Below are 24,032 nucleotides of genomic sequence, written 5' to 3'. Positions count from 1 at the left end.
ACGGGCCGGGGTGACACCGTGGAACGCCGGGCCCCCGCAGACGTGACACGGTGCAACTCAAACCGCCTCGCCGTGCTTCCTAGGCTCGCCGCACACCGAGCGACCGGAGGTCCCGATGAGCAGAGTGATCCGTGCCGCCGTCTTCCAGACCGCCTGGACCGGCGACAAGGAATCGATGATCCAGGTCCACGAGCAGGCGGTCCGCGACGCGGCCGCGCAGGGTGCTCAGGTCATGTGCTTCCAGGAGCTGTTCTACGGGCCGTACTTCTGCCAGGTCCAGGACCCGGCGTTCTACGAGTACGCCGAGCAGATTCCGGACGGCCCGATCGTCAAGCGCTTCCAGGCGCTCGCCAAGGAGCTGGGCATCGTCCTGGTCCTGCCCATGTACGAGGAGGAGCAGCCAGGCGTCCTCTACAACACCGCCGCGGTGATCGACGCGGACGGCTCGTACCTCGGCAAGTACCGCAAGCATCACATCCCGCAGGTCAAGGGATTCTGGGAGAAGTTCTACTTCCGCCCCGGAAACGTGGGCTGGCCGGTCTTCGACACCGCCGTCGGCAAGATCGGTGTCTACATCTGCTACGACCGCCACTTCCCGGAGGGCTGGCGGGCGCTCGGTCTGGAGGGCGCCGAGATCGTCTTCAACCCGTCGGCGACCTCGCGTGGACTGTCCGCCTACCTCTGGCAGCTGGAGCAGCCGGCGGCGGCCGTGGCCAACGAGTACTTCGTGGGTGCGATCAACCGGGTGGGCGTCGAGGAGCTGGGCGACAACGACTTCTACGGGACCTCGTACTTCGTGGATCCGGAGGCCCAGTTCGTCGGCGAGGTGGCGAGCGACAAGGAGACAGAACTGGTTGTCCGCGACCTCGACATGGCGAAGCTGCGCGAGGTGCGCGACCGCTGGCAGTTCTACCGGGACCGCCGCCCGGAGGCGTACGGCCCGCTGACCGCGCCGTAACAGGGGGCAGTTCCCCGCGCCCCTGAAAGGGGTGCGGGGAACTGCGCGACCAGCCACGACGAACCCGCAGTTTTCGTACCACGCACCAGCGGAGCGTCCACGCAGGAGAGGGAGTAGAGAGCGCATGAGCAGCCGTATCGTCATCCGCGGTGGCCTCGTCATCACCGCATCCGACGAGATCCACGCCGACGTCCTGATCGAGGACGGCCGCATCGCCGCCCTCGCCGCGTCCGGCACCCCGGCCGCCGAGGCCTTTACGGCCGAGCGGGCCATAGACGCCACCGGCAAGTACGTGATCCCGGGCGGCGTCGACGCCCACACCCACATGGAGCTGCCGTTCGGCGGCACCTTCGCCTCCGACACCTTCGAGACCGGCACGCGGGCCGCCGCCTGGGGCGGCACGACGACGATCGTCGACTTCGCGGTGCAGAGCGTCGGCCACACGCTGCGCGAGGGCCTGGACGCCTGGCACGCCAAGGCCGAGGGCAACTGCGCCATCGACTACGCCTTCCACATGATCGTCTCCGATGTGAACCAGGAGACGCTAAAGGAGATGGATCTGCTGGTCGAGGAGGGTGTCACCTCCTTCAAGCAGTTCATGGCGTACCCCGGCGTTTTCTACAGCGACGACGGTCAGATCCTGCGCGCCATGCAGCGCTCCGCCGAGAACGGCGGACTGATCATGATGCACGCCGAGAACGGCATCGCGATCGACGTCCTCGTCGAGCAGGCGCTGGCCCGCGGCGAGACCGACCCGCGCTACCACGGCGAGGTCCGCAAGGCCCTGCTGGAGGCCGAGGCCACCCACCGCGCCATCAAGCTCGCCCAGGTGGCCGGGGCGCCCCTGTACGTCGTGCACGTATCGGCACAGGAGGCGGTCGCCGAGCTGGCCAAGGCGCGCGACGAGGGGCTCAACGTCTTCGGTGAGACCTGCCCGCAGTATCTGTTCCTGTCCACCGACAACCTTGCCGAGCCCGACTTCGAGGGCGCGAAGTACGTGTGCAGCACCCCGCTGCGGCCCAAGGAGCACCAGGCGGCCCTGTGGAGGGGCCTGCGCACCAATGACCTCCAGGTGGTCTCCACCGACCACTGCCCCTTCTGCTTCGTCGGCCAGAAGGAGCTGGGCCGGGGCGACTTCTCCAAGATCCCCAATGGTCTGCCGGGCGTCGAGAACCGTATGGACCTGCTGCACCAGGCCGTTGTCGACGGACACATCTCGCGCCGCCGGTGGATCGAGATCGCCTGCGCCACCCCGGCCCGGATGTTCGGCCTCTACCCGAAGAAGGGCACCATCGCGCCCGGCGCGGACGCCGACGTCGTCATCTACGACCCGCACGCCGAGCAGGTCCTCTCCGTCGGGACGCACCACATGAACGTCGACTACTCGGCGTACGAGGGCAAGCGCATCACCGGCCGGGTCGAGACCGTCCTCTCGCGCGGCGAGCCCGTCATCACCGAGCGGGAGTACACCGGGCACGCAGGCCATGGCGTCTACACCCCCCGCTCCACCTGTCAGTACCTCAACTAGGAGCGGAGCACATGGACTTCGGACTCGTCCTGCAGACCGACCCGCCGGCCTCGCGTGTCATCAGCCTGATGAAGCGGGCCGAGCGCAACGGTTTCCGCTACGGCTGGACCTTCGACTCGGCCGTGCTGTGGCAGGAACCGTTCGTGATCTACAGCCAGATCCTCGCGAACACCCAGAAGCTGACGGTCGGCCCGATGGTCACCAACCCGGGCACCCGCACCTGGGAGGTCACGGCCTCCACGTTCGCCACGCTCAACGATATGTTCGGCAACCGCACGATCTGCGGTATCGGGCGCGGCGACTCGGCGATGCGCGTCGCGGGCCGAAAGCCCAACACCCTGGCCCGAATCAGCGAGGCCATGAAGGTCATCCGGGCGCTGGGCCGCGGCGAGGAGGCCGACCTCGGCGGCACGGTCGTCAGGTTCCCGTGGATCAAGCCCGGCGCCGAACTCCCGGTCTGGATGGCCGCGTACGGCCCCAAGGCCCTGAAGATGACCGGCGAGGAGGCCGACGGCTTCATCCTCCAGCTCGCCGACCTGTATCTGACCGAGTACATGGTCAAGGCGGTGAAGGACGCGGCCGTGGCCGCCGGACGTGACCCGTCCGACGTCAAGATCTGCGTCGCCGCCCCGGCGTACGTCACCGAGGACGACTCGCCCGAGGCGCTCGCCCACGCCCGTGAGCAGTGCCGCTGGTTCGGCGGCATGGTCGGCAACCACGTCGCCGACCTGGTCGCCAAGTACGGCGAGCACTCCGTCGCGGTACCCGATGAACTCACCGACTACATCAAGGCCCGAGAGGGCTACGACTACGCCCACCACGGGCGCAGCGGCAACCCCGACACCGAGTTCGTACCCGACGAGATCGTCGACCGGTTCTGCATCATCGGCCCGGTCGAGAAGCACATCGAGAAGCTGACCGCACTGCGCGAGCTCGGCGTCGACCAGTTCGCCGTCTACGACATGCACGACGCACAGGAAGCCGTCATCGACGCGTACGGGAGCCAGGTCATCCCGGCCGTCAACGGCTAGCGCACAGAGGGTCATCCGACCCGCCTTCCCCCCTCCCCGCTCGTCCCCTTCCCGCTCTCCCGGGAAGGGGGCCCAGGGCGCTCCAGTTGATTCGTCCACCGGGGCGCACCCCCCATCGGCGCCGCCACCCGCACGGCCTTTCCCGTCCCGCCTCACGATGGGCCTGCCCATGACCGACACCGCTCCCACGGCCATACCTGTGTCCGCCCAAGTCACCCTTCCCGACGGGCGTGTGGAGATCGCCCCGGGCTCCCCGCTGCCCAGCGGTCCGTACGCCAACGAGGACCTGCTCCCGGTCCCGGTCAACAAGCGCACCTGGACCACGTACAACTTCTCGGCGCTGTGGGTCGGCATGGCCCACAACACGGCCTCCTGGACCCTGGCCTCCGGTCTGATCGCCGTCGGCATGGACTGGAAGCAGGCGGTGTTCACCATCGCCCTGGCCAATGTGATCGTGCTGATCCCGATGCTGCTCACCGGGCACGCGGGCCCCAAGTACGGCATTCCGTTCCCCGTCTTCGCCCGCGCCTCCTTCGGTGTGCGGGGCGCCAACCTGCCCGCCGTGGTACGGGCGTTGGTCGCGTGCGGCTGGTTCGGCATCCAGACCTGGATCGGCGGCGAGGCGATCTACTTCCTCGCGGGCAAGCTCATCGGCGACAGCTGGACGAACGCGTCCACTGTCGGCGGCTACGCCTGGACGATGTGGCTGTCGTTCGCGATCTTCTGGGTGATCCAGGTAGCCATCATCTACCGGGGCATGGAGACCATCCGCCGCTTCGAGAACTGGGCGGCGCCCTTCGTGCTCGTCGGCGCCTTTGTGATGCTGTGGTGGATGAGCAGCAAGGCCGGCGGCCTCGGCCCGCTCTTCGACCAGCCGTCCAAGCTCGGCTGGGGCGGCGCCTTCTGGAAGCTGTTCTGGCCCTCCCTCATGGGCATGATCGGCTTCTGGTCCACGCTGTCGCTGAACATTCCGGACTTCACGCGCTACGGCAAGAGCCAGAAGGCCCAGACCTGGGGCCAGGCACTCGGCCTGCCGACCACGATGACCCTCTTCGCCTTCCTGTCGGTGCTGGTCACCTCGGGCTCGCAGGCCGTGTACGGCAAGCCGATCTGGGACCCGGTACAGCTGGCCGCCAAGACGGACAACGTGGTCGGTCTGCTCTACGCGTTGGTCACCGTGCTGGTGGCCACCCTGTCCGTGAACATCGCGGCCAACCTGGTCTCGCCGGCGTTCGACTTCTCCAACATCGCGCCCCAGAAGATCAGTTTCCGCACCGGCGCCCTCGCCACCTGTGTGCTCGGTGTGCTGATCTTCCCGTGGAAGCTGTACTCCGACCCGCAGGGCTACATCTTCACCTGGCTCGGCCTGGTCGGCGGTCTGCTCGGCACGGTCGCCGGCATTCTCATCGCCGACTACTGGCTGCTGCGCCGGGCCTCCCTCGACCTGACCGATCTGTACCGCGCGGGCGGCCGCTACTGGTATGCGGGAGGCTGGAACTGGCGGGCCGTCGTGGCCTTCGTTGCCGGCGGCGTCCTGGCGATCGGCGGCGCGGACTTCCACCCGCTGATCGACGGACGTCCCATCCCGGCTCTCAAGTCGCTCGCCGACTACGGCTGGGCGGTGGGCCTGGGCACGTCGATGGTGGTGTACCTGGTGCTGATGCTGCTGCGGGGCCGGGAGAAGGCCACCGTCTGACTGCTCGGCCGAGCGTGCGGAGGACGGTCAGCTCTTCTGCTGACCGTCCTTCAGCGCTGCCACCGCATCCTTGGCGGCCTTGATGGCGCCCTTGTTGATCTCGTCCGTACCGGGTGCCTTCTTCGTCTCGAAGTCACTGCCGTTGTACGTGACGACCACCAGCGCGTTGGAGGTGCGGACCATCACCACTCCCTCGCGGGTCTGTTGCTTGTCCTCGGTGGTGAGGTTCACGACGGAGTAGGCCGAGTCGCCGAGACCTGGAACGGCCCCTCCGCCGCTCTTCTCCGTCGTGCGCTGCGTGTAGGACTTCTGCGCCGTCGCGTCCGAGTCCATGATCTCGAAGGACACGTCGAGCCACCGGTAGTCGTAGCCCTTGAGGGCGTTCCAGGAGCAGGTGCGCCGGATCGACCTGTCCGTCGAGGGGATCTCCTGTCCTGCCGTCTTGGCGCCCGGGACCAGGGACTTGATCGTCGCCTCGGAGAGGCTGGTGCATGGTTCGGGCGCGGTGCCGTATGCCTTGGCCCCGGCCGACGTCGAAGGCGCGGAGGCGGCGCCGGTGTTCTGAGCGCTTTGCGTGCTCTGTCCCTCTTGTGCGGTCTTATGGCCGGTGGTCGGGGCCGCGGCGAGCGGCCCGGACGACAGGGCCCAGCCCGCCGAGGCGAGCACGACGACCGGCGTCAGGCGCGCGGTCAGGGCGAGTGGCAGAGGTAGAGACTGCACAGCGCACTTTCGTGGGGGACGGTGCGGAGGGAGTCCACACTGCGGACGGGACGCCAGTGTCACATGACTCCCTGTGGGGCGGAAGGGTGAACTCGCTCCGTACCTGCGCGGTGACAGGGGGACCGCTGTTGACGGGCTGTGTGTCCCTTTATGTCCCCGCAGTTGTCCGCACAGTTGTCCCCGAAGTTGTCCCCGCAGTTGTGTGTCCCTCATGCCCTCGCCGCCGGGAGGTGCAGTGCCGACTCGATCCGGTCGACTGCCGCGAATGCCCCAAAAGCGACGAGGTGGACGAGACAGTGATCGGTGTGCTCGGGCCGCCGCCAGGCGGCCACGTCCTCCTCCGTGATGCGGTACGGCGCGAGGGCCGCCAGCAGGGCCAGACGGGCCGCCGGCCGCTCCCGGCGGTGCGGGAATCCGCGCAGGACGACGGGCGGGTGCGCCCCGTCCCAGGTCCGCAGGGTTTCCCGGACGAGGGCCTGGTCGTCCGCGTCGAGGAGGCCCGCGCCGGCCGCGGCGGCCGAGCGCAGTGCGGCGAAGGCGGGGCCGACGGTCGTCCCGGCCGCCCACGCCGGTGCCGGGCCGGGGCCGTCGAGCAGGGCCAGCGCTGCGCCGGGCGTGGCAGGCCTGCGTACGGTCCTGGCGACCGCGCGGCCGGCGATGCTCCGTACGGCCCGGAACCGCTGGGCGTTTCCCGGCAGGAGCTGTTCGGTCAGCAGGGCCGAGACGATGCGGTTGATGAAGTGGAAGGCGAATGCGCTGCCCAGGTAGGCGGGGGCGTGCTCGCTCGGGAAGGGATACGGCTCCAGGACGGCGCCCGGGACGCGGGTCGCCCGGCCCCAGTCGAGTACGCGCGCGTGTTCCTCGTTCTGTGGCCTCTCCCCGCGGGCCAGCCGCTCGGCGAGCGCGTGGTCCCCTGTGGCGTGCAGCAGCATGGTGTGCGCGTCCACGCAGAACGGGCACTTGTTGGCGAGCGACACCCCGAGGGCGGCCAGTTCCTTGCCGGTCCGGCTGCCGGCGCCCGCGATCAGCGACTCGCGCATCAAGGCCCAGGCCGGGGCGAGGATCTCCGGCGCGGACGAGAGCACCACGAAAGTGGGCGGCCGGTCGATGCCGAAATCACGGGAGATCTGCGCGTAGACCTCGGCGACGCGGCCGGTCGCCGACTTGGGCGGCAGAGGCCTGGTGTAGCGGAATGGTGTGGACATGTGCAGCAGGGTGCGCTTCGGGGGTGCGCCCAGTCGTCGTACGGGTGAAGGAAGTCGAGGTTACGGCGTCGGAGCCCGCCACGGCCGGAACTACTGCGCCGGGAGTAGTCGGGGAGCCGTCCACAGGGCTGAAGACGGTGTCGGTGCGGCGGTCTACTGTGCGGGCATGAGCGGGCACCCGGTCACACGCAGGCTTCTCGCCGACGCGGCCCTTGCGGTCGTCGTCGGTGCCCTCGTCGTGATCGCGGCCGCCTTCGACAGGGACACCACCGCCGTCGACTACGGTCTCATCGTGCTGGGTTCGGCCGCCCTCGGGTGCTACCGCGCGGCCCCGCGTGCGGTGCTGGCGGTGGCGACGGCAACCGGCACGGCATACGTGCTGCACGCCCACCCGGGGCCGGTGGCCGCCCTCCCTGTCCTGGGTGCCGTGCACACGGCCTCCCGCGCGGGGCACCGCGGCCTCGCGGGCGCGGCGAGCGTCGTGTACCTCGCGGGGTACGTGGCGACGGGCCCCGCCACCCAGGACGTGGTGGAGCGCGCCGCACTGCTCGCCGGCTGGTTCCTGTGCGCGGTGGTGACGGGCCTGGCCGACCGCAACTGGCAGGCGTATCTGCGCCAGACCGAACAGCGCGCCCTGGAGGCGGAACGCACCCGTGAGGAGGCCGCCCTGCGCCGCGCGGGCGAGGAACGCCTCCGCATAGCACGGGAGTTGCACGACTCCCTCACGCACAGCATTTCGATCGTCAAGCTCCAGGCGGGTGTTGCGGTCCATCTCGCCCGCAAGCGCGGCGAGGAGGTGCCGCCCGCGCTGCTCGCCATCCAGGAGGCGAGTGGCGAGGCGATGCGGGAGCTGCGCGGCACGCTGGAGGTACTGCGCACCGACGGGCCGACGGGTACACCGGCCCAGCTCGTTGAGCGCGCCCGCGCGGCGGGCCTCGCCGCCGAACTGACGGTGACCGGCGACGAGCGCCCCCTGAGCGCGACGGTCGACCGTGCCGTGTACCGCATCGTCCAGGAGGCCCTCACGAACGCGGTACGGCACGCGGGAGGGGCGAAGGTGTGCGTCGGACTCGACTACGGCGAGGAGGAGTTGACGATACGGGTGGACGACGACGGCACCGCCGACCCGGCTCGCCCTCCGGCGCCGGGCACCGGACTCACCGGCATGCGTGAACGCGTGACGGCCCTCGGCGGCACGCTGCACGCCGCCCCGCGCGCGGCGGGCGGCTTCTCGGTGCGGGCGCGGTTGCCGTGGGGTGAGCCGGGATGATCAGGGTGGCGCTCGTCGACGACCAGGCACTGATGCGAGCCGGGTTCCGGGCCCTGCTGGACGCCGAGGAGGGCATCGAGGTGGTCGGCGAGGCGGCGGACGGCGAGCAGGGGCTGGCGCTCGTGCGCGCCGAGGTCCCGGACATCGCGCTGATCGATGTGCAGATGCCGGTGATGACGGGTATCCAGGCGACCCGACGGATCGCCGCCGATCCGGCGCTGGCGCCCGTCCGCGTGGTGATCCTCACCAACTACGGCCTGGACGAGTACGTCTTCGAGGCGCTGCGCGCGGGCGCGAGCGGCTTCCTGCTGAAGGACACCGAGCCCGCGGACCTGTTGCAGGCCATCGAGGTGGTTGCACGCGGCGAGGCCCTGCTGTCCCCGTCGGTCACCCGCACCCTGATCGGCGAGTTCGTGTCGCGGCCCCCGGACCGCACCACCGCCCCCGGCCTGGAGTGCCTGACCCGCCGCGAACGCGAGGTCACGGCGCTGGCCGCCCGCGGCCTGACCAACGAGGAGATCGCCGCGCACATGGTCATCAGCCCCTTCACCGCCAAGACCCACATCAGCCGGGCAATGACGAAGCTGGGTGCGCGGGACCGGGCGCAGCTGGTGGTCTTCGCCTTCGAGTCGGGGCTGGTGGCTCCGCGGGGTGAGGGTCACCGGTTGGGGTGATCTGCGTTCGGGATCGACCTGGGGGCGTGACGGATTGCGGTAGACCGGGAACGGTGGTCATGCTGCAGACACGATGTCCGACGGAGAACCGATGAGCACTCAACCGCATACATGTGCTGTGGCCGACCCCGAAACAGCACTCAAGTACGCGATCCAGCACATCCAGGGTGACCGGGTGCAGATCGTCGAGGGGGTCATCCAACAGTTGGTGCCGTCTTGGGATCACGAGGGCGTTGCGGATCAGATCCGTCGACAGCTTGTACCAGCGCTGGACAGGCTGGGCTGTAGCGCTGGTTCCGGCAATCTGGACCTGCCGGGGACGAGCAACTGGTACGTGCCGGATTTGGCCGTTGTACCGAGAGAAGTCACCAAAGGCACCGGTGCCCTGGTGCCCGGCCAGACGCTACTGATCGTCGAGGTCACTTCGGAAAGCAATGGCGACACCGACCGCATCGTCAAACGGAAGCGTTGTGCGGAATACGGCGCCCCGCTCTATCTGCTCGTCGACCGTCAGGAACGTTCCTGCACGCTCTACACCGCTCCCGGACGGCTCGGTTACACCGAGGTCAAAGGCCCGCTGCCCTTCGGCACGCCCGTACCCCTGCCCGTCCCCTTCGGCCTGGAGATCGACACCTCGGAGTTCTGAAGATCGCCTGTCGGGCTCCGAGCGGCCAGGCCGTGCGGATGGGCCACCGATCGCGTGAATGCAGTCGCGTCTTGGCGGGCACCCGGCCTCAGTGCACCTGCCCAAGATTGCCTGCGATTGCGGAGAGCAGGCTGGCGAGCAGGGTATCGCCGCAGGCGGCGGAGCTGTCCGCAGCCCAGCAGACATAGCCGTCGGGACGGATGAGCAGGGCGGCAGCGCCCAAATCGTCGGTGCATGTGGCCCGGACGAGGTCGACTCGTGGCGGGAGCCGGAGGTCGGCCGGGACGGTTCCGGCCAGATCGAGCAGGACGGCGTGCCCCGAGCCGAACAGCGTCGACAGCCGGGCGGGGCCGGCTTCGGTGATCAGGTCGGCGTCCGGCATGCGTTGCCCCGTGAGCGGATGTTCCCCGGACAGCTCGTAGCGCAGTGAGAGGCCGGACATCAGTCCTGCGAGATGGCGGTTGGTGTCGGGCAGCCGCAGCAGGTCGATGAAGATGTCACGCAGGGCGGCCACGTCCTCGCTCGGGTTCGGATCGGCCAGGACCCGTTGCGCCGACGTGTGGTGCAGGACCTGGGCTCCGACCGGATGCCGTTCGGCGTGGTAGCTGTCCAGCAAGCCGCTCGGCGCCCGGTCCCTCACGGCCGCGGCCAGTTTCCAGCCGAGGTTGAACGCGTCCTGTATGCCGAGGTTGAGACCCTGGCCACCCAGCGGCGGGTGGATGTGCGCGGCGTCGCCCGCGAACAGGACACGGCCCGCGCGGTAGTGCTCCAGTTGGCGAGTGGCGTCCGTGAACCGCGAAGAGTTGTCCACGGCGCCGAGGGTGGTCTCATGGCCGTACACGGCCTGCAGTGCGGTAGTGATCTCCTCGGGGGTGACGGGGATGTCGGCGGTGGTGTCCGCCTGGTCCGCACGCCCGAAGGTGAACCGGTACCGGTCGCCGCCGAGAGGGACCAGCATGGCCCAGTAACCGCCCGCATGACGGGTCAGGCTGCTCATATGCCCCATCTGCTGCGGCACCAGCGACGAAACGGCGGACAGGCGGATGTCGGCCAACACCGCCTGGTGAGTCCCGGGCCTACCGGGAAACGGCAGCCCGAGCAGTTTCCGCACCGTACTGTGGCCGCCGTCGCACGCCGCCAGGTAGCGAGCCCGCACCTGCAGACCGCCCGCCGTCACGACCACACCGTCGTCGTCCGACGCGACCCCTGAGACGGCAGTGCCGCGCAGAACCCGCGCGCCGGCGGCGATCGCCCGCTCCTCGAGCACTTCCTCGATCTCCCACTGAGCGATCGCGATCGGGAAAGGGTGCCTGGTTCGCCAGGGAGCGCAGTCCAAGGGCACGGGCAGGGCCGCGAAATGCCCGCCCACCGGATCACGCGGCATGGCCCGCTTCAGCAACGGCTCCAGCAGCCCGCGCGAGTCCAGCAGCTCAGCGGTACGGGGCTGAACCCCGCCACCCTTCACCTGCTCGATGCGCTGGGACAGCTTCTCCAGCACCAGGGTCTCGACCCCGGCCAGAGCCAGTTCGTACGCCAGCACCAGTCCCGTCGGGCCGGCGCCCGCGACAACGACCTCAGTCCCGATCTCGGCCAACACCCTCACTCCGTCTCATCTCTCGCCCGGGGGTAAATATATACCAGGTGCAGAAATATACTCGGGGAAGCGGTCTGCTACGGTGGACGCCGTGGACGGCAAGCCAGGGCTACGGGAACGAAAGAAGCAGCGGACCCACGCAGCGATCTCCGATGCGGCGATCGCGCTGTTCCTCGAACACGGCTTCAACCAGGTCTCGGTGGCCCAGGTGGCCGAGGCGGCCGAAGTCTCCAAACGGACGCTCTTCGCCTACTTCCCGGCGAAGGAAGACCTCGTGGTACATCGCCTGGCCGACCATGAGACCGAAATCGCACGCGTTGTGCGGGCCCGCCCGCCCGGCACCGCCCCGCTGACCGCAGTGCGCGAGCACTTCCTCAAGGGGCTGAGCGAGCGTGATCCGATCACCGGGCTCAACGACCACCCCCAGGTGCGCAGGCTCCACCGCATGATCCTCGACGCGCCCTCACTGGTGGCCCGGATGGAACGGTTCAAGACCGGCGCCGAACGCGCACTCGCCAAGGCATTGCAGGAAACGGCGGACACTCCGGAACTCACCGCGCGGCTTGCTGCCGTCCAGATCGTCGGGGTCCACTGGGCGCTGGCACAGGACAACGCCGATCGCCTTGCGTACGGGGAGTCGGCCGACGCGCGCCATGCAGGTGCGGTGGCTGATGCGGAACATGCGTTCGCGCTGCTGGAGAACGGATTGGGGCACCTGACCCCGGAGCAGTGACTCCGGGCGCCCGAGCAGCCGGCTCGATGATGCCTTCGGAGCAGCTTTTTCAGCCGGTCGACCCGCGCTGATGGGCGTCGATCCGAAGCTGCGCGCAGTGCTCCTCGAGTGGAAGGATCGGTGCCATGGGCACCGAGAAGGGCTGGGTGTACCGGGTTGACGAGCCGCATGGCTCGCGGGGCTGGCGCCCCTACGGCGGCCGTCCCGAGCGGTGGCGCGGGACCGTCACCACCGACGGTCCCCAAGAGGCCGCCGAGTACGTCGCCGCCCTCGTCATCACCGACCTGGTGACCGAGTGGGAGGTGCGCGGCACCGGGCAGAGGCATGTGCGCGTGATCGTCTGGGAGGACGAGGAAGGCGACGGCCCCGAGGACGCGGCCTTCACCGTGGAGATCCAGCCCGACATCGATACAGAGTGACCGATGCGGCTGCAGTGGCAATGGCCTGTGTTGCGAGGGTGCGTGGACGTCGACTCCGCTCGGGGTGCGCACGACGGCGGGGGCGACCGCTCCGTGGCCGTGGCACTGACCACGCAGTGGGCGTACTGCATCGAAGTGCACACGAAAAAGGGCCGCGCACTCCGCGGCTGCGACCCAGGCGGAAACTGGCGGAGACCACCAGGATCGCGGCGGCACTGCGTGCGGGCGGCAGCTATGCGCACGGCTTCATGGCCATGAAGTTCTTCGAACAGGCGGCACCAACCGCCATACGGCGCCGCCCACCTCCCGGCGCGGGGCGGGGCCCGATCGGTAGCCTGCCTGGGGAGCGGACGGGGGAGAGCTCCTGCCCGAACTCCCCGGATTCTCCCCAGGACCGGTCCCGAGCGCCGACCGGTTTGGCCGATGCACGGAAACAGCGAGGTGAGAGGCCATATGTTCAGCACCCGCCCCACCCTCCAGGGCACCTTCGGCATGGTGTCCTCCACCCACTGGCTGGCCTCGCAGTCGGCGATGGCCGTCCTGGAGGATGACGGCAACGCGTACGACGCGGCCGTGGCGGGGGCGTTTGTGCTGCATGTGGTCGAGCCGCATCTGAACGGACCCGCAGGCGAGGTCCCGATCCTCCTCGCCCCGGCGGGCGGCGCGGTGCGGGTGCTGTGCGGACAGGGCGTCGCGCCCGCGGGAGCCACGATCGCCCACTACAGGGGACTGGGTCTGGATCTCGTACCCGGTACCGGGCCGCTTGCCGCGGCCGTCCCGGGTGCGTTCGACGCCTGGATGCTCCTGCTGCGCGACCACGGCACCAAGCCCCTCGCCGATGTCCTGAAGTACGCCATCGGCTACGCCGAGCACGGGCACGCGCCCGTGGAGCGCGTCGGCGAGACCGTCGAGAGCGTACGCGAGCTGTTCGAGACGGAGTGGACCTCGTCGGCCGCGGTCTATCTGCCCGGCGGGAGGGCACCGCGCCCCGGTGAGCTGCTGCGCAATCCCGCGCTGGCCGCCACCTGGAAGCGACTGCTCGCCGAGGTCGCCGGGGCGGGCGACCGGGAGGCCGAGATCGACGCGGCACGCGAGGTGTGGCGGTCCGGGTTCATCGCCGAGGCGCTGGTCCGGCAGGCCCGGCGGCCCACCATGGACACCAGCGGCGAGCGCCACAGCGGCACCCTGACAGCCGCCGACCTGACCGCCTGGACCGCCGGTTACGAGGCCCCGGCGACGTACGACTGGAACGGCTGGACCGTGTGCAAGGCGGGCCCCTGGAGCCAGGGGCCGGTCCTGCTGCAGCAGCTCGCCCTCCTCCCGCCCGAGCTGCCGCGGTACGGCACCGCGGACTACGTGCACCTGCTGATCGAGGGCTGCAAGCTGGCCATGGCCGACCGTGAGGCCTGGTACGGGGACGCGGCCGAGGTGCCCCTCGACGAGCTGCTGTCGGACACGTACAACGCCGGGCGGCGCGCCCTGATCGGCGACAAGGCGTCGTACGAGCTGCGACCCGGAGCCCCTGGCGGGCGCGTCCCGCGCATGAGCGAGTACGCGCGCGTGGTGGCCGTCGAGGACCCCGGCTTCGACCCCATGGGCGTCGGCGAACCGACGGTCGCGAAGAGCCCCGCGTCCCCGGTGCCGGGCGAACCGGACGTCGCCGCCGACGGCGCCACCCGCGGCGACACCTGCCATCTCGATGTCGTCGACCGCTGGGGCAACATGATCGCGGCCACGCCCAGCGGCGGCTGGCTGCAGTCCAACCCGGTCGTACCCGAGCTGGGCTTCCCGCTCGGCACCCGGCTCCAGATGACCTGGCTCGACGAGGGCCTGCCGAACTCCCTCACGCCGGGGCGCCGGCCCCGCACCACGCTCACCCCCTCGATCGCCCTGCGTGACGGGGTGCCGGTGCTGGCGTTCGGTACGCCCGGCGGTGACCAGCAGGACCAGTGGCAGCTGCACTTCTTCCTGGCGGCCGCCCTGCGCCCGCCGGTCCGCGGGGGCCTCGACCTCCAGGGCGCCATCGACGCCCCGAACTGGCACAACGACAGCTTCCCCGGCTCCTTCTACCCGCGCGGCATGCGCCCCGGCAGCGTCACCGTCGAGTCCCGCACGGACCCCGGGGTCGTCGAGGAGCTCCGCCGGCGCGGCCATGACGTGACGGTCGGAGAGGCCTGGTCCGAGGGGCGGCTGTGCGCGGTCGCCCGGGACCCGGAGACGGGCGTGCTCTCGGCGGCGGCGAACCCGCGCGGGATGCAGGGGTACGCGGTCGGACGCTGAACCTGCCGCCTCGGGCCGCGAAGCCCCCAATTCATGCCGATTCCACCCTGAGTACACCGGCACGGCGGGGATTGTCAGTGGCGCATGCTCTCATGGAGGAATGATCGTAGACATCGAAACCATCGACGAGTTTCTCGCCCACGGCACGTCCGACGTGGAGGAGGCCGTGCGCAAGGCGGCCGCCACCGAGATCATGCCGCGTTTCCGCCAGCTCGCCGCGCACGAGATCGACGAGAAGAGCGGCCCGCACGACCTGGTCACGGACGCCGACCGCAAGGCCGAGGCCTATCTCACCGAGGCGCTCGCCAAGCTGCTGCCCGGCTCGGTCGTGGTGGGCGAGGAGGCGGTCCACGCCAACCCCGTGACGTATGAGGCGGTACGGGGCGAGGCGCCCGTCTGGATCGTCGATCCGGTCGACGGCACCCGGCAGTTCGTCCACGGAGACCCCGGATTCTGCACGATGGTCGCCCTCGCCCAGGGCGGCGTCGTGCACGCCTCGTGGACGTTCGCACCGGCCCTGGACCACATGGCCACGGCGATCCGGGGCGGGGGCGCGTTCCTCGACGGCGAGCGCCTGCACTCCGGCTCGCCCGCGCCCGGCCGCGACCTGGAGGTGGCCACGTCCCACCCCTACTACACGACGGACGAGCAGAAGCGCGCGCTTCTCGGTCTGCAGACGGAGGGTGTCCATCCGCGCTTCTGCGGCTCGGCGGGCCTGGAGTACCTGCACATCGCCCGCGGCGAGCTGGACGCCACGGCCTTCTCCTGGGAGGCGGCCTGGGACCACGCGGCGGGGCTCCTCCTGGTCGAGGAGGCGGGCGGCGTGCACCTCACGCTGACGGGTGAACCGTTCCGCATCACGGGCGGCAACGTCCTGCCGTTCACCGCGGCCCGGGACGAGGCCACGGCCCGCCGGGTGGTGGAGCTGCTGTCGGGCAAGGCCTGACACCGCCCTGCTCCGCACCGCAAGCTCCCCCTCCTCGGAACCGCAGGCTCCCGTACTCCGGCATGGAAGCCACCCTCCTGCGGCACGGAAACGCCCTGTTCCGAGGGGGAAAAGCGGAATCTTCTCCTCACCCGGCGGCGGCCCCCCGCGCCCCAGGGCTGTCAGTCCCCCGGCATATCCTGATCCCCAGTGGCCGTCGGCTGACGAAGGAGTCCGAAGGTGCCGTCGATGCTCGATGCAGTCGTGGTGGGAGCGGGGCCCAACGGACTGACAGCTGCCGTGGAGCTGGCCCGCCGAGGCTTCTCCGTGGCCGTCTTCGAGGCACGCGGGACCATCGGCGGCGGCGCCCGCACCGAGGAGCTGACCCTGCCCGGCTTCCGGCACGACCCGTGCGCCGCGGCCCACCCCCTCGGCATCAACTCGCCCGCGTTCCGGGCACTGCCCCTGGAGCGGTACGGCCTGGAGTGGCTGCACGCCGAGTTGCCGATGGCCCACCCCTTCCGGGACGGCACGGCCGCGGTGCTGTCCCGGTCCGTGGCCGAGACGGCCGCCTCGTTCGGACCGCGGGACGCGGGGGCCTACCGCAGGCTGGTCGAGCCCTTCCTGAGCCGCTGGGACACGCTGGCCCGGGACTTCATGTCCCTGCCCCTGACCGCGCTGCCCCGCGACCCGGTCACTCTGGCCCGCTTCGGGCTCGTCGGCCTGCCCCCGTCGACCTGGCTGATGCGCCGCTTCCGCGACGAGCGGGCGAAGACCTTGTTCGCCGGGCTCGTCGCGCATGTGATGGCCCCGCTCAGCGGCGTCGCCACCGGCGCGATCGGCCTGGTCTTCGCGCTGGCGGCGCACGCCCGCGGCTGGCCGGTGGCCCGCGGCGGCTCCCAGTCCATCTCGGATGCCCTCGCCGCGTACCTCAAGGACCTCGGCGGCGCCGTCCACACCGACTACGAGGTCAAGCGCCTCGACGACCTGCCCCCGGCGCGCGCGTACGTCTTCGACACCTCGCCCACCGCCCTGGCCCGGATCGCCGGCTTCGGCAGGTACTACGAGGGGTATCGGTACGGCCCCGGCGTCTTCAAGGTCGACTACGCGCTGGACGGCCCGGTGCCATGGACCGCGAAGGAGCCCCGCGTCGCCGGCACCGTGCAGATCGGGGCGAACAGCGCGGAGATCGGCACCGCCCTGCGCGCCGCGTCCAGGGAGGGCCGCGCGCCCGATCCGCCGTTCCTCATCACCGTGCAGCCCAGCGTTGCCGACCCCACCCGGGCCCCTGCCGGCAAGCAGGTCTTCTGGGTGTACGGCCATGTGCCGAACAACTGGAGGGGAGATCTCACCGACGCCATAGAACGCCAACTGGAGCGCTACGCACCGGGTTTCCGAGACCGCGTCCTCGCACGCGCCACCGCCGGCCCACCCGAACTGGCCGCCCGTAACGCCAATTACGTCGGCGGCGACATCGCCACCGGCGCGGTGTCCGGGCTCCAGGTCCTGCTGCGCCCCAGACCGTCCCTGTTCCCGTACAGCACCCCGCACCCGGCCGTCTTCATCTGCTCGTCGGCGACCCCGCCGGGCCCCGGCGTGCACGGCATGTCCGGGCACAACGCGGCGAAGGCCGTGTGGAGGAGGCTGAGACAGACATGACCACCATCACCCTGGTCCAGGGGGACATCACCCGGCAGAGCGCCGATGCGATCGTCAACGCGGCCAACTCCTCGCTGCTCGGCGGCGGAGGCGTGGACGGCGCGATCCACCGGCGCGGGGGCCCGGCGATCCTCGAGGACTGCCGCAGACTCCGCGCCTCCCACTATGGCAAGGGCCTGCCCACCGGCCAGGCGGTCGCCACCACGGCGGGCGAACTCGACGCGAGCTGGGTCATCCATACTGTGGGTCCCGTGTTCTCCCAAGGGGAGGACCGTTCGGAGCTCCTGGCCTCCTGCTACCGCGAGTCCCTGCGGGTCGCCGACGAACTCGGCGCCCGTAGCGTGGCGTTCCCGGCCATCTCCACGGGCGTCTATCACTGGCCGATGGAGGACGCCGCACGGATCGCGGTCGAGACCGTGCGGGAGGCGGTCACCGACGTCGAGGAGGTCCTGTTCGTCCTCTTCGACGAGCGGGCCTACGAGGCGTTCGCCGAGCAGCTTCGCTGACGGAACCCGGTTCGGATGTCCGTTGTTGCCTGAGGCACACTGGCCCCTGCGCCATCAGGTGACCGCCCGGGTGCGTGCCCTCCTGGGCGCACGCCCCGAAAGCCGGCACAGCGCCACCGTGCCGGCCGCGTTCATGGTCGGCGCAACGGCACTCGTATTGGTCGACGCCGCCTCGGCGCTCGACCGGATCCTGGAGGTCCTTCACCCGTGAACGGGCCCACGGCTACACCTTCGTCAGCAGGCCGTCCGGTGTGGCTGACCCGCAACGTCAAAGTGCTGTGCGGGGTGTCCTTCCTCCAGGACGCCGCCAGCGAACTGCTCTACCCGATCCTGCCGATCTTCCTGACCATGGTGTTGGGCGCCCCGCCCGCCGTGGTCGGTGCCATCGAGGGCCTGGCCGAGGGCGCCGCCTCGGTCACCAAGGTCGCCGCGGGACACCTCGCCGACCGTTTCTCGCGTCGGCCGCTCATCGGCGTGGGCTACGGGCTGGCCGCGCTCGGCAAGCTGCTCGTCGCCCTCGCCACCGTGTGGCCAATGGTGCTGGTGGCAAGGGTGGTCGACCGACTCGGCAAGGGTATGCGCGGCGCACCACGCGACGCCCTCCTCGTGGACGGCATCCCGAACGGGCAGCGCGGCAAGGTGTTCGGGCTGCACCGGGCCGCCGACACCGCGGGTGCCGTGGTGGGCCCGCTTGCCGGCCTGGCGCTGTACGAGGCGCTCGACCACCGTCTGCGGCCGTTGTTCTGGATCGCGGTGATCCCGGCCGTCGCCTCGGTCGCCCTGGTCGCCGCCGTCCGCGACCCGGGCCGGGCGGGCAACGCGTCGGCGAAGGCCGCGGGCACTCCATGGCGTTCCCTGCCCGGCCCGTACTGGCGCGTCCTGGCCCTGTTGCTCGTCTTCAACCTGGTCAATTTCCCCGACGCCCTGCTCCTCCTGCGTGCCCACGATCTGGGCCTGTCCACGGCGGGAGTGGTGGGCGCGTACGCGGTCTACAACCTCGCCTACGCTGCCCTGGCCTACCCTGCCGGAGCCCTGTCCGACCGACTGCCCCGCCCGCTCGTGTTCGCGGCGGGTCTGATCTTCTTCGCCGTCGGTTACCTCGGCCTCGGCCTCATCCATGCGCCCTGGCTGGTCTTCGTGGTTCTGCCCCTGTACGGCGGATTCGCAGCCTGCACCGACGGGGTCGGCAAAGCCTGGATCTCCACCCTCGTCCCCGACCGCCAACAGGGCACGGCGCAGGGCCTTTACCAGGGCGCCACCGGCGCCGCCGTTCTCCTCGCCGGCCTGTGGGCCGGGCTCGCCTGGGGCGCCGACGGGCATGTCCCGCTCCTGGTGTCCGGCGCCGCCGCCCTCGTCCTGGCCGCCGCCCTCTCCGCCCTCGGCCGCTCCCGGCAGGCCACCAGTGACAGCCCTGAGGCGGACCTTAATTGACGCGTCCTTGACCGCAGCTGCCAACTTCCTTTGTATGGCGCCGCGTTAGCCTCGTCAGGCGACCCATGTCCCGTCGACACGGGGACCGCACACGCGCCAGCACAGCCCAAGTCGGACCGCTGTTCGGGGAGTTGGGGAATCGCCATGCGCACACGTACAAGAGCGTCTTTCGTAGCCGCCGCGGCTGCGTTCCTGCTGGTGGCCGCCGTGGACAGTTCCGCCGCGGCGAGCGACAGTCAGCCGGTCCACTTGGTCTCGCCCGGTGACCCCTACGCCGCCTGTGACATCAGCGGCGACGGGAGCGGCACCAACTACCCCTCGGCGGAGGACGAACCGTACGTCACCGCAAGCCCGCTCGACCCACGCAACACGGTCGGCATCTTCCAGCAGGACCGCTGGTCCAACGGCGGCGCACGCGGCCTGACCGCCACGTACTCCCACGACGGGCGGTACTTCACCGAGACCCCGCTCCCGTTCACGCACTGCGCGTCGGGCGGGCTCAACTACCAGCGCGCGTCCGACGGCTGGGTGAGTACCGGCCCCGACGGTACGGTCTATGCCAGCGGGTTGGTGTTCGATTCGACCGACGCGCGCAACGGCGTGGCCGCCTCGACGTCGTACGACGGAGGGCGCACCTGGACGCACACCGTCCCCCTGATCGACGACACGCAGGCTCAGTTCACCGACGACAAGAACTCCGTCACCGCCGACCCGGTCCATCCCGGAGTCGCCTACCAGGTCTGGGACCGTATCGACGAGGACGACTCCGCCAAGGTCTACGACGGACCCGGCTACATCTCCATCACCCGGGACGGCGGGCGCCACTGGTCCACGGCCCGCCCGTTCGTGGACACCTCGGTCGTCCCCCACTCGCAGACCATCGGCAACGTCATCGTCGTCGACCCGCGTACCGACACCCTCTACGACGTCTTCGACTGGCAGACGTACGACATCGACTACACCGCCGGCACCTTCACGCCCACCGACCTGCACTTCGGCATTGCCAAGTCGACCGACGAGGGCCGCACCTGGAGCAAGCCCGTCACCGTCGCCAAGGACACGGCCGTCAGCGAGGTCGACCCCAACGCCCCCGGCGACTCGACCAAGGCCCTGCGGGCGGGCGGCGACCTGCCGAACGTCGCCATCGACCCGCACACCGGTGAGCTGTATGTCGCCTACGAGGGCTCGGACTTCAGCGGCGGCGCCTACAACTCCGTGGAACTGACCCACTCCACCGACGGCGGCCGCACCTGGTCCGCTCCGACGAGGGTCAACCAGGTCGCCACCGCACCCGCCTTCACACCCTCCATCAGCGTGGACGCCCGCGGCACGGTCGCGCTCACCTACTACGACCTGCGGTACCTCACGGCCGGGAACACCACCACTCTGCCCACCGCCGCATGGCTGCTCACCTTCCCGCGCGGCGCCGAGAACCACCCCACCGAGCGCCGCATCTCCCGCGTCTTCGACTGGCTCCAGGCCCCCTACGCCGGGTGGGGCCACTTCCTCGGCGACTACGAGGGCCTCGCAGCCGACGGCCCCTTCGCCGTACGGCCGCTGTTCGTCGAGACCAATGACAACGCGCCGCAGGACTCCACGGACGCCTACAGCGGGCTGTTCCCCACCACGGGCTACGGCCCCTTCGCGGCGGCGGCCACGGCCACGCCACGCGCGACTGCCCTCCGGGCGGCTCAGCCGCACCGGGTCATCCGGTGACCAGAGCCTGCCCGGGCTGAACTCCGCCCTCGTACCGGCCACGCCCTGGGCCAATCCCAGGGCCTTCAGCCCCACATAGCCCTGATCAGAGGGAAGTTCATGGCTGAATGAGCGGCAAACGTAAACTCCACGCCATTTTTCCTGTGATCCCTTGGTGTGACTGTTGTGGTCACGCCAAGATCCCTCCTGCGCCGGGACACCCCCATATGCCCGGTGCAGGGAGGAGAGGGCATGACGCCCCAACGGCATCAGCGACGGTTCATCACCTGCACCGTCGTGGCCGCCGCATTCGGACTGGTAAGCACCCAGTCGTTCGCGGCGTCGACCGACATCAGACCCCGGCCCTGGCAGGCGCGGCACCAGGCCACCGTAGGCCGTCAGCACGTCAAGGCGGTGCACGCGGGCCATGGAATGTCCGCGTTCGCCGCGTCCGAGGGCGAAGACGACGGCGCCGACGAGGCCGAGAACTCCGCCGAAGCCACGGCCCAGTTCACCGAGGCGCGCACCGCGCCCGGTGTGGTCGCACCCGGCGCCTACGGGGCAGCCTGGCAGCAGCTGCAATCGATGCGGCACACGCGCGGCAGCTGGGACCATGTCACCAAGAAGGCGTACAACTCCGACGACCCCCGCTACCGCGATGTGAACTCCAACTCCAGCGGTGGCGCGGGCGATGTGACCGGCAGGATCACCGGGATCGCGGCCGACGACCAGGGCTATGTGTACGCGGGTGGCGCGAACGGCGGCGTCTTCCGGTCCACGACCGGCGGCGGCCACTGGAAGCCGATCTCCGACAAGCTGCCGTCCCTGTCGACGGGAACCCTCTCCCTGGACAGCCAGAAGCGGCTCTGGTACGCCACGGGCGAGTCCAACACCGGGGCAACGTCCTTCGTGGGTACGGGCGTCTACGTGCTGAAGGATCCACGTCACGGGCAGTTCCAGCCCGGCGACCGGGTGGGCGGTGCCGAACTGGAGTCCACCGTCATCCACGCACTGCGGTTCGCCGGCACCAAGGTGTGGGCGGCGACCAGCACCGGCGTGTGGTCGCACTCCACGACCACCCTGTCCGGGCCGTGGAAGCAGGAGTTCGCCCCCAACCCGGACTATCTGCCGGGCGGTTCGAAGGCGTCCGACCCGAGCGCACCGTACAAGAACATCGCCAACGACGTCGCCGTCGACCCGAAGGACCCGAACAAGGTCCTGCTCGCGGTCGGCTGGCGCGGCGGCGACACCTACAACGGGCTGTACGCCAAGCAGGGCGACGGCAGTTGGAAGCCGGTCAGCGGGCTCGGGGACCTGCCCACCAGCAGTGATGATGTCGGCAACATGACGTTCGCCGCGGCGGCGGACGGCTCGCGTCTGTACGCCGTCGACCAGTCGCCGGCGCAGATGGCCGCCAACCCGGACAGCGGCTTGAAGGGCGTGTACGTGTCGAAGAACGGTTCGCCGTTCGGGCCGTGGACGCTGATCGCGGACTACACCAAGCTGAAGGCGTCCGGATCCGCGCTTCAGGGCGCGGGCTACATGCCGGGCATCCAGTCCTGGTACAACCAGTTCCTCCAGGTCGACCCGGCCAACGCCGACCACGTCTACCTCGGTCTTGAAGAGGTCTTCGAGACCAAGAACGGCGGCCAGAGCTGGATCACACCGGGCCCGTACTGGAACTTCCCCTTCCCCTGCTGGAGCATCGATCCGGCCAAGCAGACCGGTGACTGCTCGCCGACCACCCACTCCGACCAGCACGCGGTCGCGATCGGCAGCTACAAGGGCAGGACCTGGGCCTACGTCGGCAACGACGGCGGTATCTACCGGCGCCCGCTGAACGGCGCGGTCGACTCCGGCGGCCACGCCAAGGACTGGCAGTCCCTGAGCGACGGCACCCTCGACACCCTGCAGTACTACTCCGTGGGCGTCGGCAAGGACCTCACCTACGGCGGGGTCTCGGTGACCGGCGGTCTGCAGGACAACGGACAGTCGATCCTGCGCGGCCGGGACAAGGTCATGGGCTCCAACTTCGGAGGGGACGGCGGCGACACCATCGCCGACCCCGCCAACGGCTGCAACATCGCTGAGGAGTACGTCTACCTCGACATGTGGGTCACCCAGAACTGCGGTGTCAACGACGGTTCGTGGTCCACGGACCCGTCCAAGGCCACCGAGTTCGAGGTCGCCCCGCCGGACAAGGACCTGGGCGGCGCGGGCGCCCGCTTCATCGCCCCGATCGCCGCCGACGCCAAGGACACCAACACCTGGGTGGCCGGTGGCCGGCACGTGTGGGTGCAGACCAAGGGCTTCGCGATCCGCTCCGGCGCGGAGTGGAAGAGCGCCTACGACCTCGGTGACGGCCATGTGGCCACCGCCGTGGCATCGTCGGGCGGCACGGTGTACGTCGGTTGGTGCGGGCCCTGCAACAACCAGGGCTTCACCCGCGGCATCGCCGTCGGCAACGCCGACGGCACCGGCTGGCACCAGCTCAGCCTGCCGGTCGACGGGACCATCCCGAACCGCTACATCTCCGGCTTCGACGTCGACCCGGCGAACGCCCAGCATGTGTACGTGGCTGTCAACGGCTTCTCCCGCAAGTGGACCGAAGGCCCCGGTGCGGGCGTCGGCCACATCTTCGAGTCGAAGAACGGCGGCACCGACTGGACGGACATCTCGGCCAACCTTCCCGACGTCCCTGCCAACACGGTGAAGCTCCTCCCGAACGGCGGCCTCGCCCTCGGCACCGACCTGGCCACCTTCTACCGGCCGGCCGGCGCCACCCAGTGGCAGGTCCTGGGCCACAACCTGCCCAGCACGGCCGTGATGCAACTGCGCCTCGGCCCGGACGGGAAGCTGTACGCCGCCACCCACGGGCGCGGCATCTGGTCCTTCGACGTACGGCGCTTCAAGGGCCGTAACGACTGACCACGGTCGATCCCTGTGATACGGCGGCGGGGGGGGGGGGGCGCCCGCCCCGGCCGCCCCCCCCCCCCCCCGCGCGCCCCCCCACCCCGGAGAACCCCCCCCACCCACCGCCCCGGCCGAGAGGGCGGCGCGGC

20 protein-coding genes are annotated in these 24,032 nt (G+C 70.2%); 17 read left to right on the top strand and 3 right to left on the bottom strand.

Annotated elements, in window-relative coordinates; all coding sequences use genetic code 11:
• Positions 1 to 115 precede the first annotated feature (115 nt).
• From ABT186_RS08810 to ABT186_RS08795, 4 genes are all read left to right on the top strand, one after another.
• On the top strand, positions 116 to 958 hold the full coding sequence (locus ABT186_RS08810) for a nitrilase-related carbon-nitrogen hydrolase (protein ID WP_351924237.1): 843 nt from the start codon (positions 116 to 118) through the stop codon (positions 956 to 958).
• Between the two features lie 124 nt (positions 959 to 1,082).
• Complete coding sequence (gene hydA / locus ABT186_RS08805) at positions 1,083 to 2,486, top strand: dihydropyrimidinase (protein ID WP_351233653.1); 1,404 nt, start codon at positions 1,083 to 1,085, stop codon at positions 2,484 to 2,486.
• Between the two features lie 11 nt (positions 2,487 to 2,497).
• Complete coding sequence (locus ABT186_RS08800) at positions 2,498 to 3,517, top strand: TIGR03842 family LLM class F420-dependent oxidoreductase (protein WP_351233655.1); 1,020 nt, start codon at positions 2,498 to 2,500, stop codon at positions 3,515 to 3,517.
• A gap of 169 nt (positions 3,518 to 3,686) precedes the next feature.
• Positions 3,687 to 5,213, top strand: a complete 1,527-nt coding sequence (locus ABT186_RS08795; protein WP_351233657.1) for an NCS1 family nucleobase:cation symporter-1 — start codon at positions 3,687 to 3,689, stop codon at positions 5,211 to 5,213.
• A 27-nt stretch (positions 5,214 to 5,240) separates the two neighbouring features.
• Here the strand turns inward: ABT186_RS08795 and ABT186_RS08790 are convergent, their stop codons facing one another.
• Both ABT186_RS08790 and ABT186_RS08785 read right to left on the bottom strand, forming a co-directional pair.
• Positions 5,241 to 5,933: a hypothetical protein gene (locus ABT186_RS08790; RefSeq protein ID WP_351233659.1), complete on the bottom strand. Its 693-nt coding sequence runs from the start codon at positions 5,931 to 5,933 to the stop codon at positions 5,241 to 5,243.
• A gap of 209 nt (positions 5,934 to 6,142) precedes the next feature.
• Positions 6,143 to 7,138, bottom strand: a complete 996-nt coding sequence (locus tag ABT186_RS08785) for a carboxymuconolactone decarboxylase family protein (RefSeq protein ID WP_351233661.1) — start codon at positions 7,136 to 7,138, stop codon at positions 6,143 to 6,145.
• Between the two features lie 166 nt (positions 7,139 to 7,304).
• Between ABT186_RS08785 and ABT186_RS08780 the strand changes: the two genes are divergently transcribed.
• The 3 genes from ABT186_RS08780 (at position 7,305) to ABT186_RS08770 (ending at position 9,728) form a co-directional block, all read left to right on the top strand.
• Entirely contained in the window at positions 7,305 to 8,408 is a 1,104-nt protein-coding gene (locus ABT186_RS08780) for a sensor histidine kinase (protein WP_351233663.1), read from the top strand.
• Positions 8,405 to 9,082: a response regulator gene (locus ABT186_RS08775; RefSeq protein WP_351233665.1), complete on the top strand. Its 678-nt coding sequence runs from the start codon at positions 8,405 to 8,407 to the stop codon at positions 9,080 to 9,082. Before ABT186_RS08780 ends, ABT186_RS08775 begins: the two co-directional genes overlap by 4 nt.
• Positions 9,083 to 9,173: 91 nt before the next feature.
• Positions 9,174 to 9,728 (top strand): Uma2 family endonuclease, encoded by a 555-nt coding sequence (locus ABT186_RS08770; protein WP_351924235.1) that lies wholly within the window; start codon positions 9,174 to 9,176, stop codon positions 9,726 to 9,728.
• Positions 9,729 to 9,816: 88 nt separating this feature from the next.
• On the opposite strand, the gene ABT186_RS08765 is transcribed toward ABT186_RS08770, so the two are convergent.
• Positions 9,817 to 11,325: an FAD-dependent monooxygenase gene (locus ABT186_RS08765; RefSeq protein ID WP_502973158.1), complete on the bottom strand. Its 1,509-nt coding sequence runs from the start codon at positions 11,323 to 11,325 to the stop codon at positions 9,817 to 9,819.
• 88 nt (positions 11,326 to 11,413) lie between these two features.
• Between ABT186_RS08765 and ABT186_RS08760 the strand changes: the two genes are divergently transcribed.
• From ABT186_RS08760 to ABT186_RS08715, 10 genes are all read left to right on the top strand, one after another.
• Positions 11,414 to 12,055, top strand: coding sequence for a TetR/AcrR family transcriptional regulator (locus ABT186_RS08760; protein ID WP_351233671.1), 642 nt, complete (start codon positions 11,414 to 11,416; stop codon positions 12,053 to 12,055).
• 125 nt (positions 12,056 to 12,180) lie between these two features.
• On the top strand, positions 12,181 to 12,474 hold the full coding sequence (locus tag ABT186_RS08755) for a hypothetical protein (RefSeq protein WP_351233673.1): 294 nt from the start codon (positions 12,181 to 12,183) through the stop codon (positions 12,472 to 12,474).
• Positions 12,475 to 12,927: 453 nt separating this feature from the next.
• Entirely contained in the window at positions 12,928 to 14,754 is a 1,827-nt protein-coding gene (locus ABT186_RS08750; RefSeq protein WP_351233677.1) for a gamma-glutamyltransferase family protein, read from the top strand.
• A gap of 100 nt (positions 14,755 to 14,854) precedes the next feature.
• Positions 14,855 to 15,700 (top strand): inositol monophosphatase family protein, encoded by an 846-nt coding sequence (locus ABT186_RS08745; protein WP_351924233.1) that lies wholly within the window; start codon positions 14,855 to 14,857, stop codon positions 15,698 to 15,700.
• Positions 15,701 to 15,928: 228 nt separating this feature from the next.
• Positions 15,929 to 17,338, top strand: coding sequence for a phytoene desaturase family protein (locus ABT186_RS08740; RefSeq protein ID WP_351233681.1), 1,410 nt, complete (start codon positions 15,929 to 15,931; stop codon positions 17,336 to 17,338).
• On the top strand, positions 17,335 to 17,844 hold the full coding sequence (locus tag ABT186_RS08735; protein WP_351233683.1) for an O-acetyl-ADP-ribose deacetylase: 510 nt from the start codon (positions 17,335 to 17,337) through the stop codon (positions 17,842 to 17,844). Before ABT186_RS08740 ends, ABT186_RS08735 begins: the two co-directional genes overlap by 4 nt.
• Before the next feature lie 25 nt (positions 17,845 to 17,869).
• The gene (locus tag ABT186_RS08730) at positions 17,870 to 18,055 is read left to right on the top strand and encodes a hypothetical protein (protein WP_351233685.1); all 186 of its coding nucleotides are present in this window, start codon (positions 17,870 to 17,872) and stop codon (positions 18,053 to 18,055) included.
• 38 nt (positions 18,056 to 18,093) lie between these two features.
• Positions 18,094 to 19,275, top strand: a complete 1,182-nt coding sequence (locus tag ABT186_RS08725; RefSeq protein WP_351924231.1) for an MFS transporter — start codon at positions 18,094 to 18,096, stop codon at positions 19,273 to 19,275.
• Positions 19,276 to 19,419: 144 nt separating this feature from the next.
• Positions 19,420 to 20,991 (top strand): sialidase family protein, encoded by a 1,572-nt coding sequence (locus tag ABT186_RS08720; protein WP_351924229.1) that lies wholly within the window; start codon positions 19,420 to 19,422, stop codon positions 20,989 to 20,991.
• Positions 20,992 to 21,222: 231 nt separating this feature from the next.
• Complete coding sequence (locus ABT186_RS08715; protein ID WP_351924227.1) at positions 21,223 to 23,898, top strand: glycosyl hydrolase; 2,676 nt, start codon at positions 21,223 to 21,225, stop codon at positions 23,896 to 23,898.
• Positions 23,899 to 24,032 lie beyond the last annotated feature (134 nt).

The organism is Streptomyces sp. NPDC001634, from assembly GCF_040298185.1.
Lineage (GTDB): Bacteria > Actinomycetota > Actinomycetes > Streptomycetales > Streptomycetaceae > Streptomyces.
This window is presented reverse-complemented; position numbering and strand designations above follow the sequence as displayed.

Coding starts and splice junctions, on each gene's coding strand:
- ABT186_RS08810 (WP_351924237.1), top strand. CDS start 116: ATGAGCAGAGTGATCCGTGCCGCCGTCTTCCAGACCGCCTGGACCGGC.
- hydA (WP_351233653.1), top strand. CDS start 1,083: ATGAGCAGCCGTATCGTCATCCGCGGTGGCCTCGTCATCACCGCATCC.
- ABT186_RS08800 (WP_351233655.1), top strand. CDS start 2,498: ATGGACTTCGGACTCGTCCTGCAGACCGACCCGCCGGCCTCGCGTGTC.
- ABT186_RS08795 (WP_351233657.1), top strand. CDS start 3,687: ATGACCGACACCGCTCCCACGGCCATACCTGTGTCCGCCCAAGTCACC.
- ABT186_RS08785 (WP_351233661.1), bottom strand. CDS start 7,138: ATGTCCACACCATTCCGCTACACCAGGCCTCTGCCGCCCAAGTCGGCG.
- ABT186_RS08780 (WP_351233663.1), top strand. CDS start 7,305: ATGAGCGGGCACCCGGTCACACGCAGGCTTCTCGCCGACGCGGCCCTT.
- ABT186_RS08775 (WP_351233665.1), top strand. CDS start 8,405: ATGATCAGGGTGGCGCTCGTCGACGACCAGGCACTGATGCGAGCCGGG.
- ABT186_RS08770 (WP_351924235.1), top strand. CDS start 9,174: ATGAGCACTCAACCGCATACATGTGCTGTGGCCGACCCCGAAACAGCA.
- ABT186_RS08755 (WP_351233673.1), top strand. CDS start 12,181: ATGGGCACCGAGAAGGGCTGGGTGTACCGGGTTGACGAGCCGCATGGC.
- ABT186_RS08750 (WP_351233677.1), top strand. CDS start 12,928: ATGTTCAGCACCCGCCCCACCCTCCAGGGCACCTTCGGCATGGTGTCC.
- ABT186_RS08745 (WP_351924233.1), top strand. CDS start 14,855: ATGATCGTAGACATCGAAACCATCGACGAGTTTCTCGCCCACGGCACG.
- ABT186_RS08740 (WP_351233681.1), top strand. CDS start 15,929: ATGCTCGATGCAGTCGTGGTGGGAGCGGGGCCCAACGGACTGACAGCT.
- ABT186_RS08735 (WP_351233683.1), top strand. CDS start 17,335: ATGACCACCATCACCCTGGTCCAGGGGGACATCACCCGGCAGAGCGCC.
- ABT186_RS08720 (WP_351924229.1), top strand. CDS start 19,420: ATGCGCACACGTACAAGAGCGTCTTTCGTAGCCGCCGCGGCTGCGTTC.
- ABT186_RS08715 (WP_351924227.1), top strand. CDS start 21,223: ATGACGCCCCAACGGCATCAGCGACGGTTCATCACCTGCACCGTCGTG.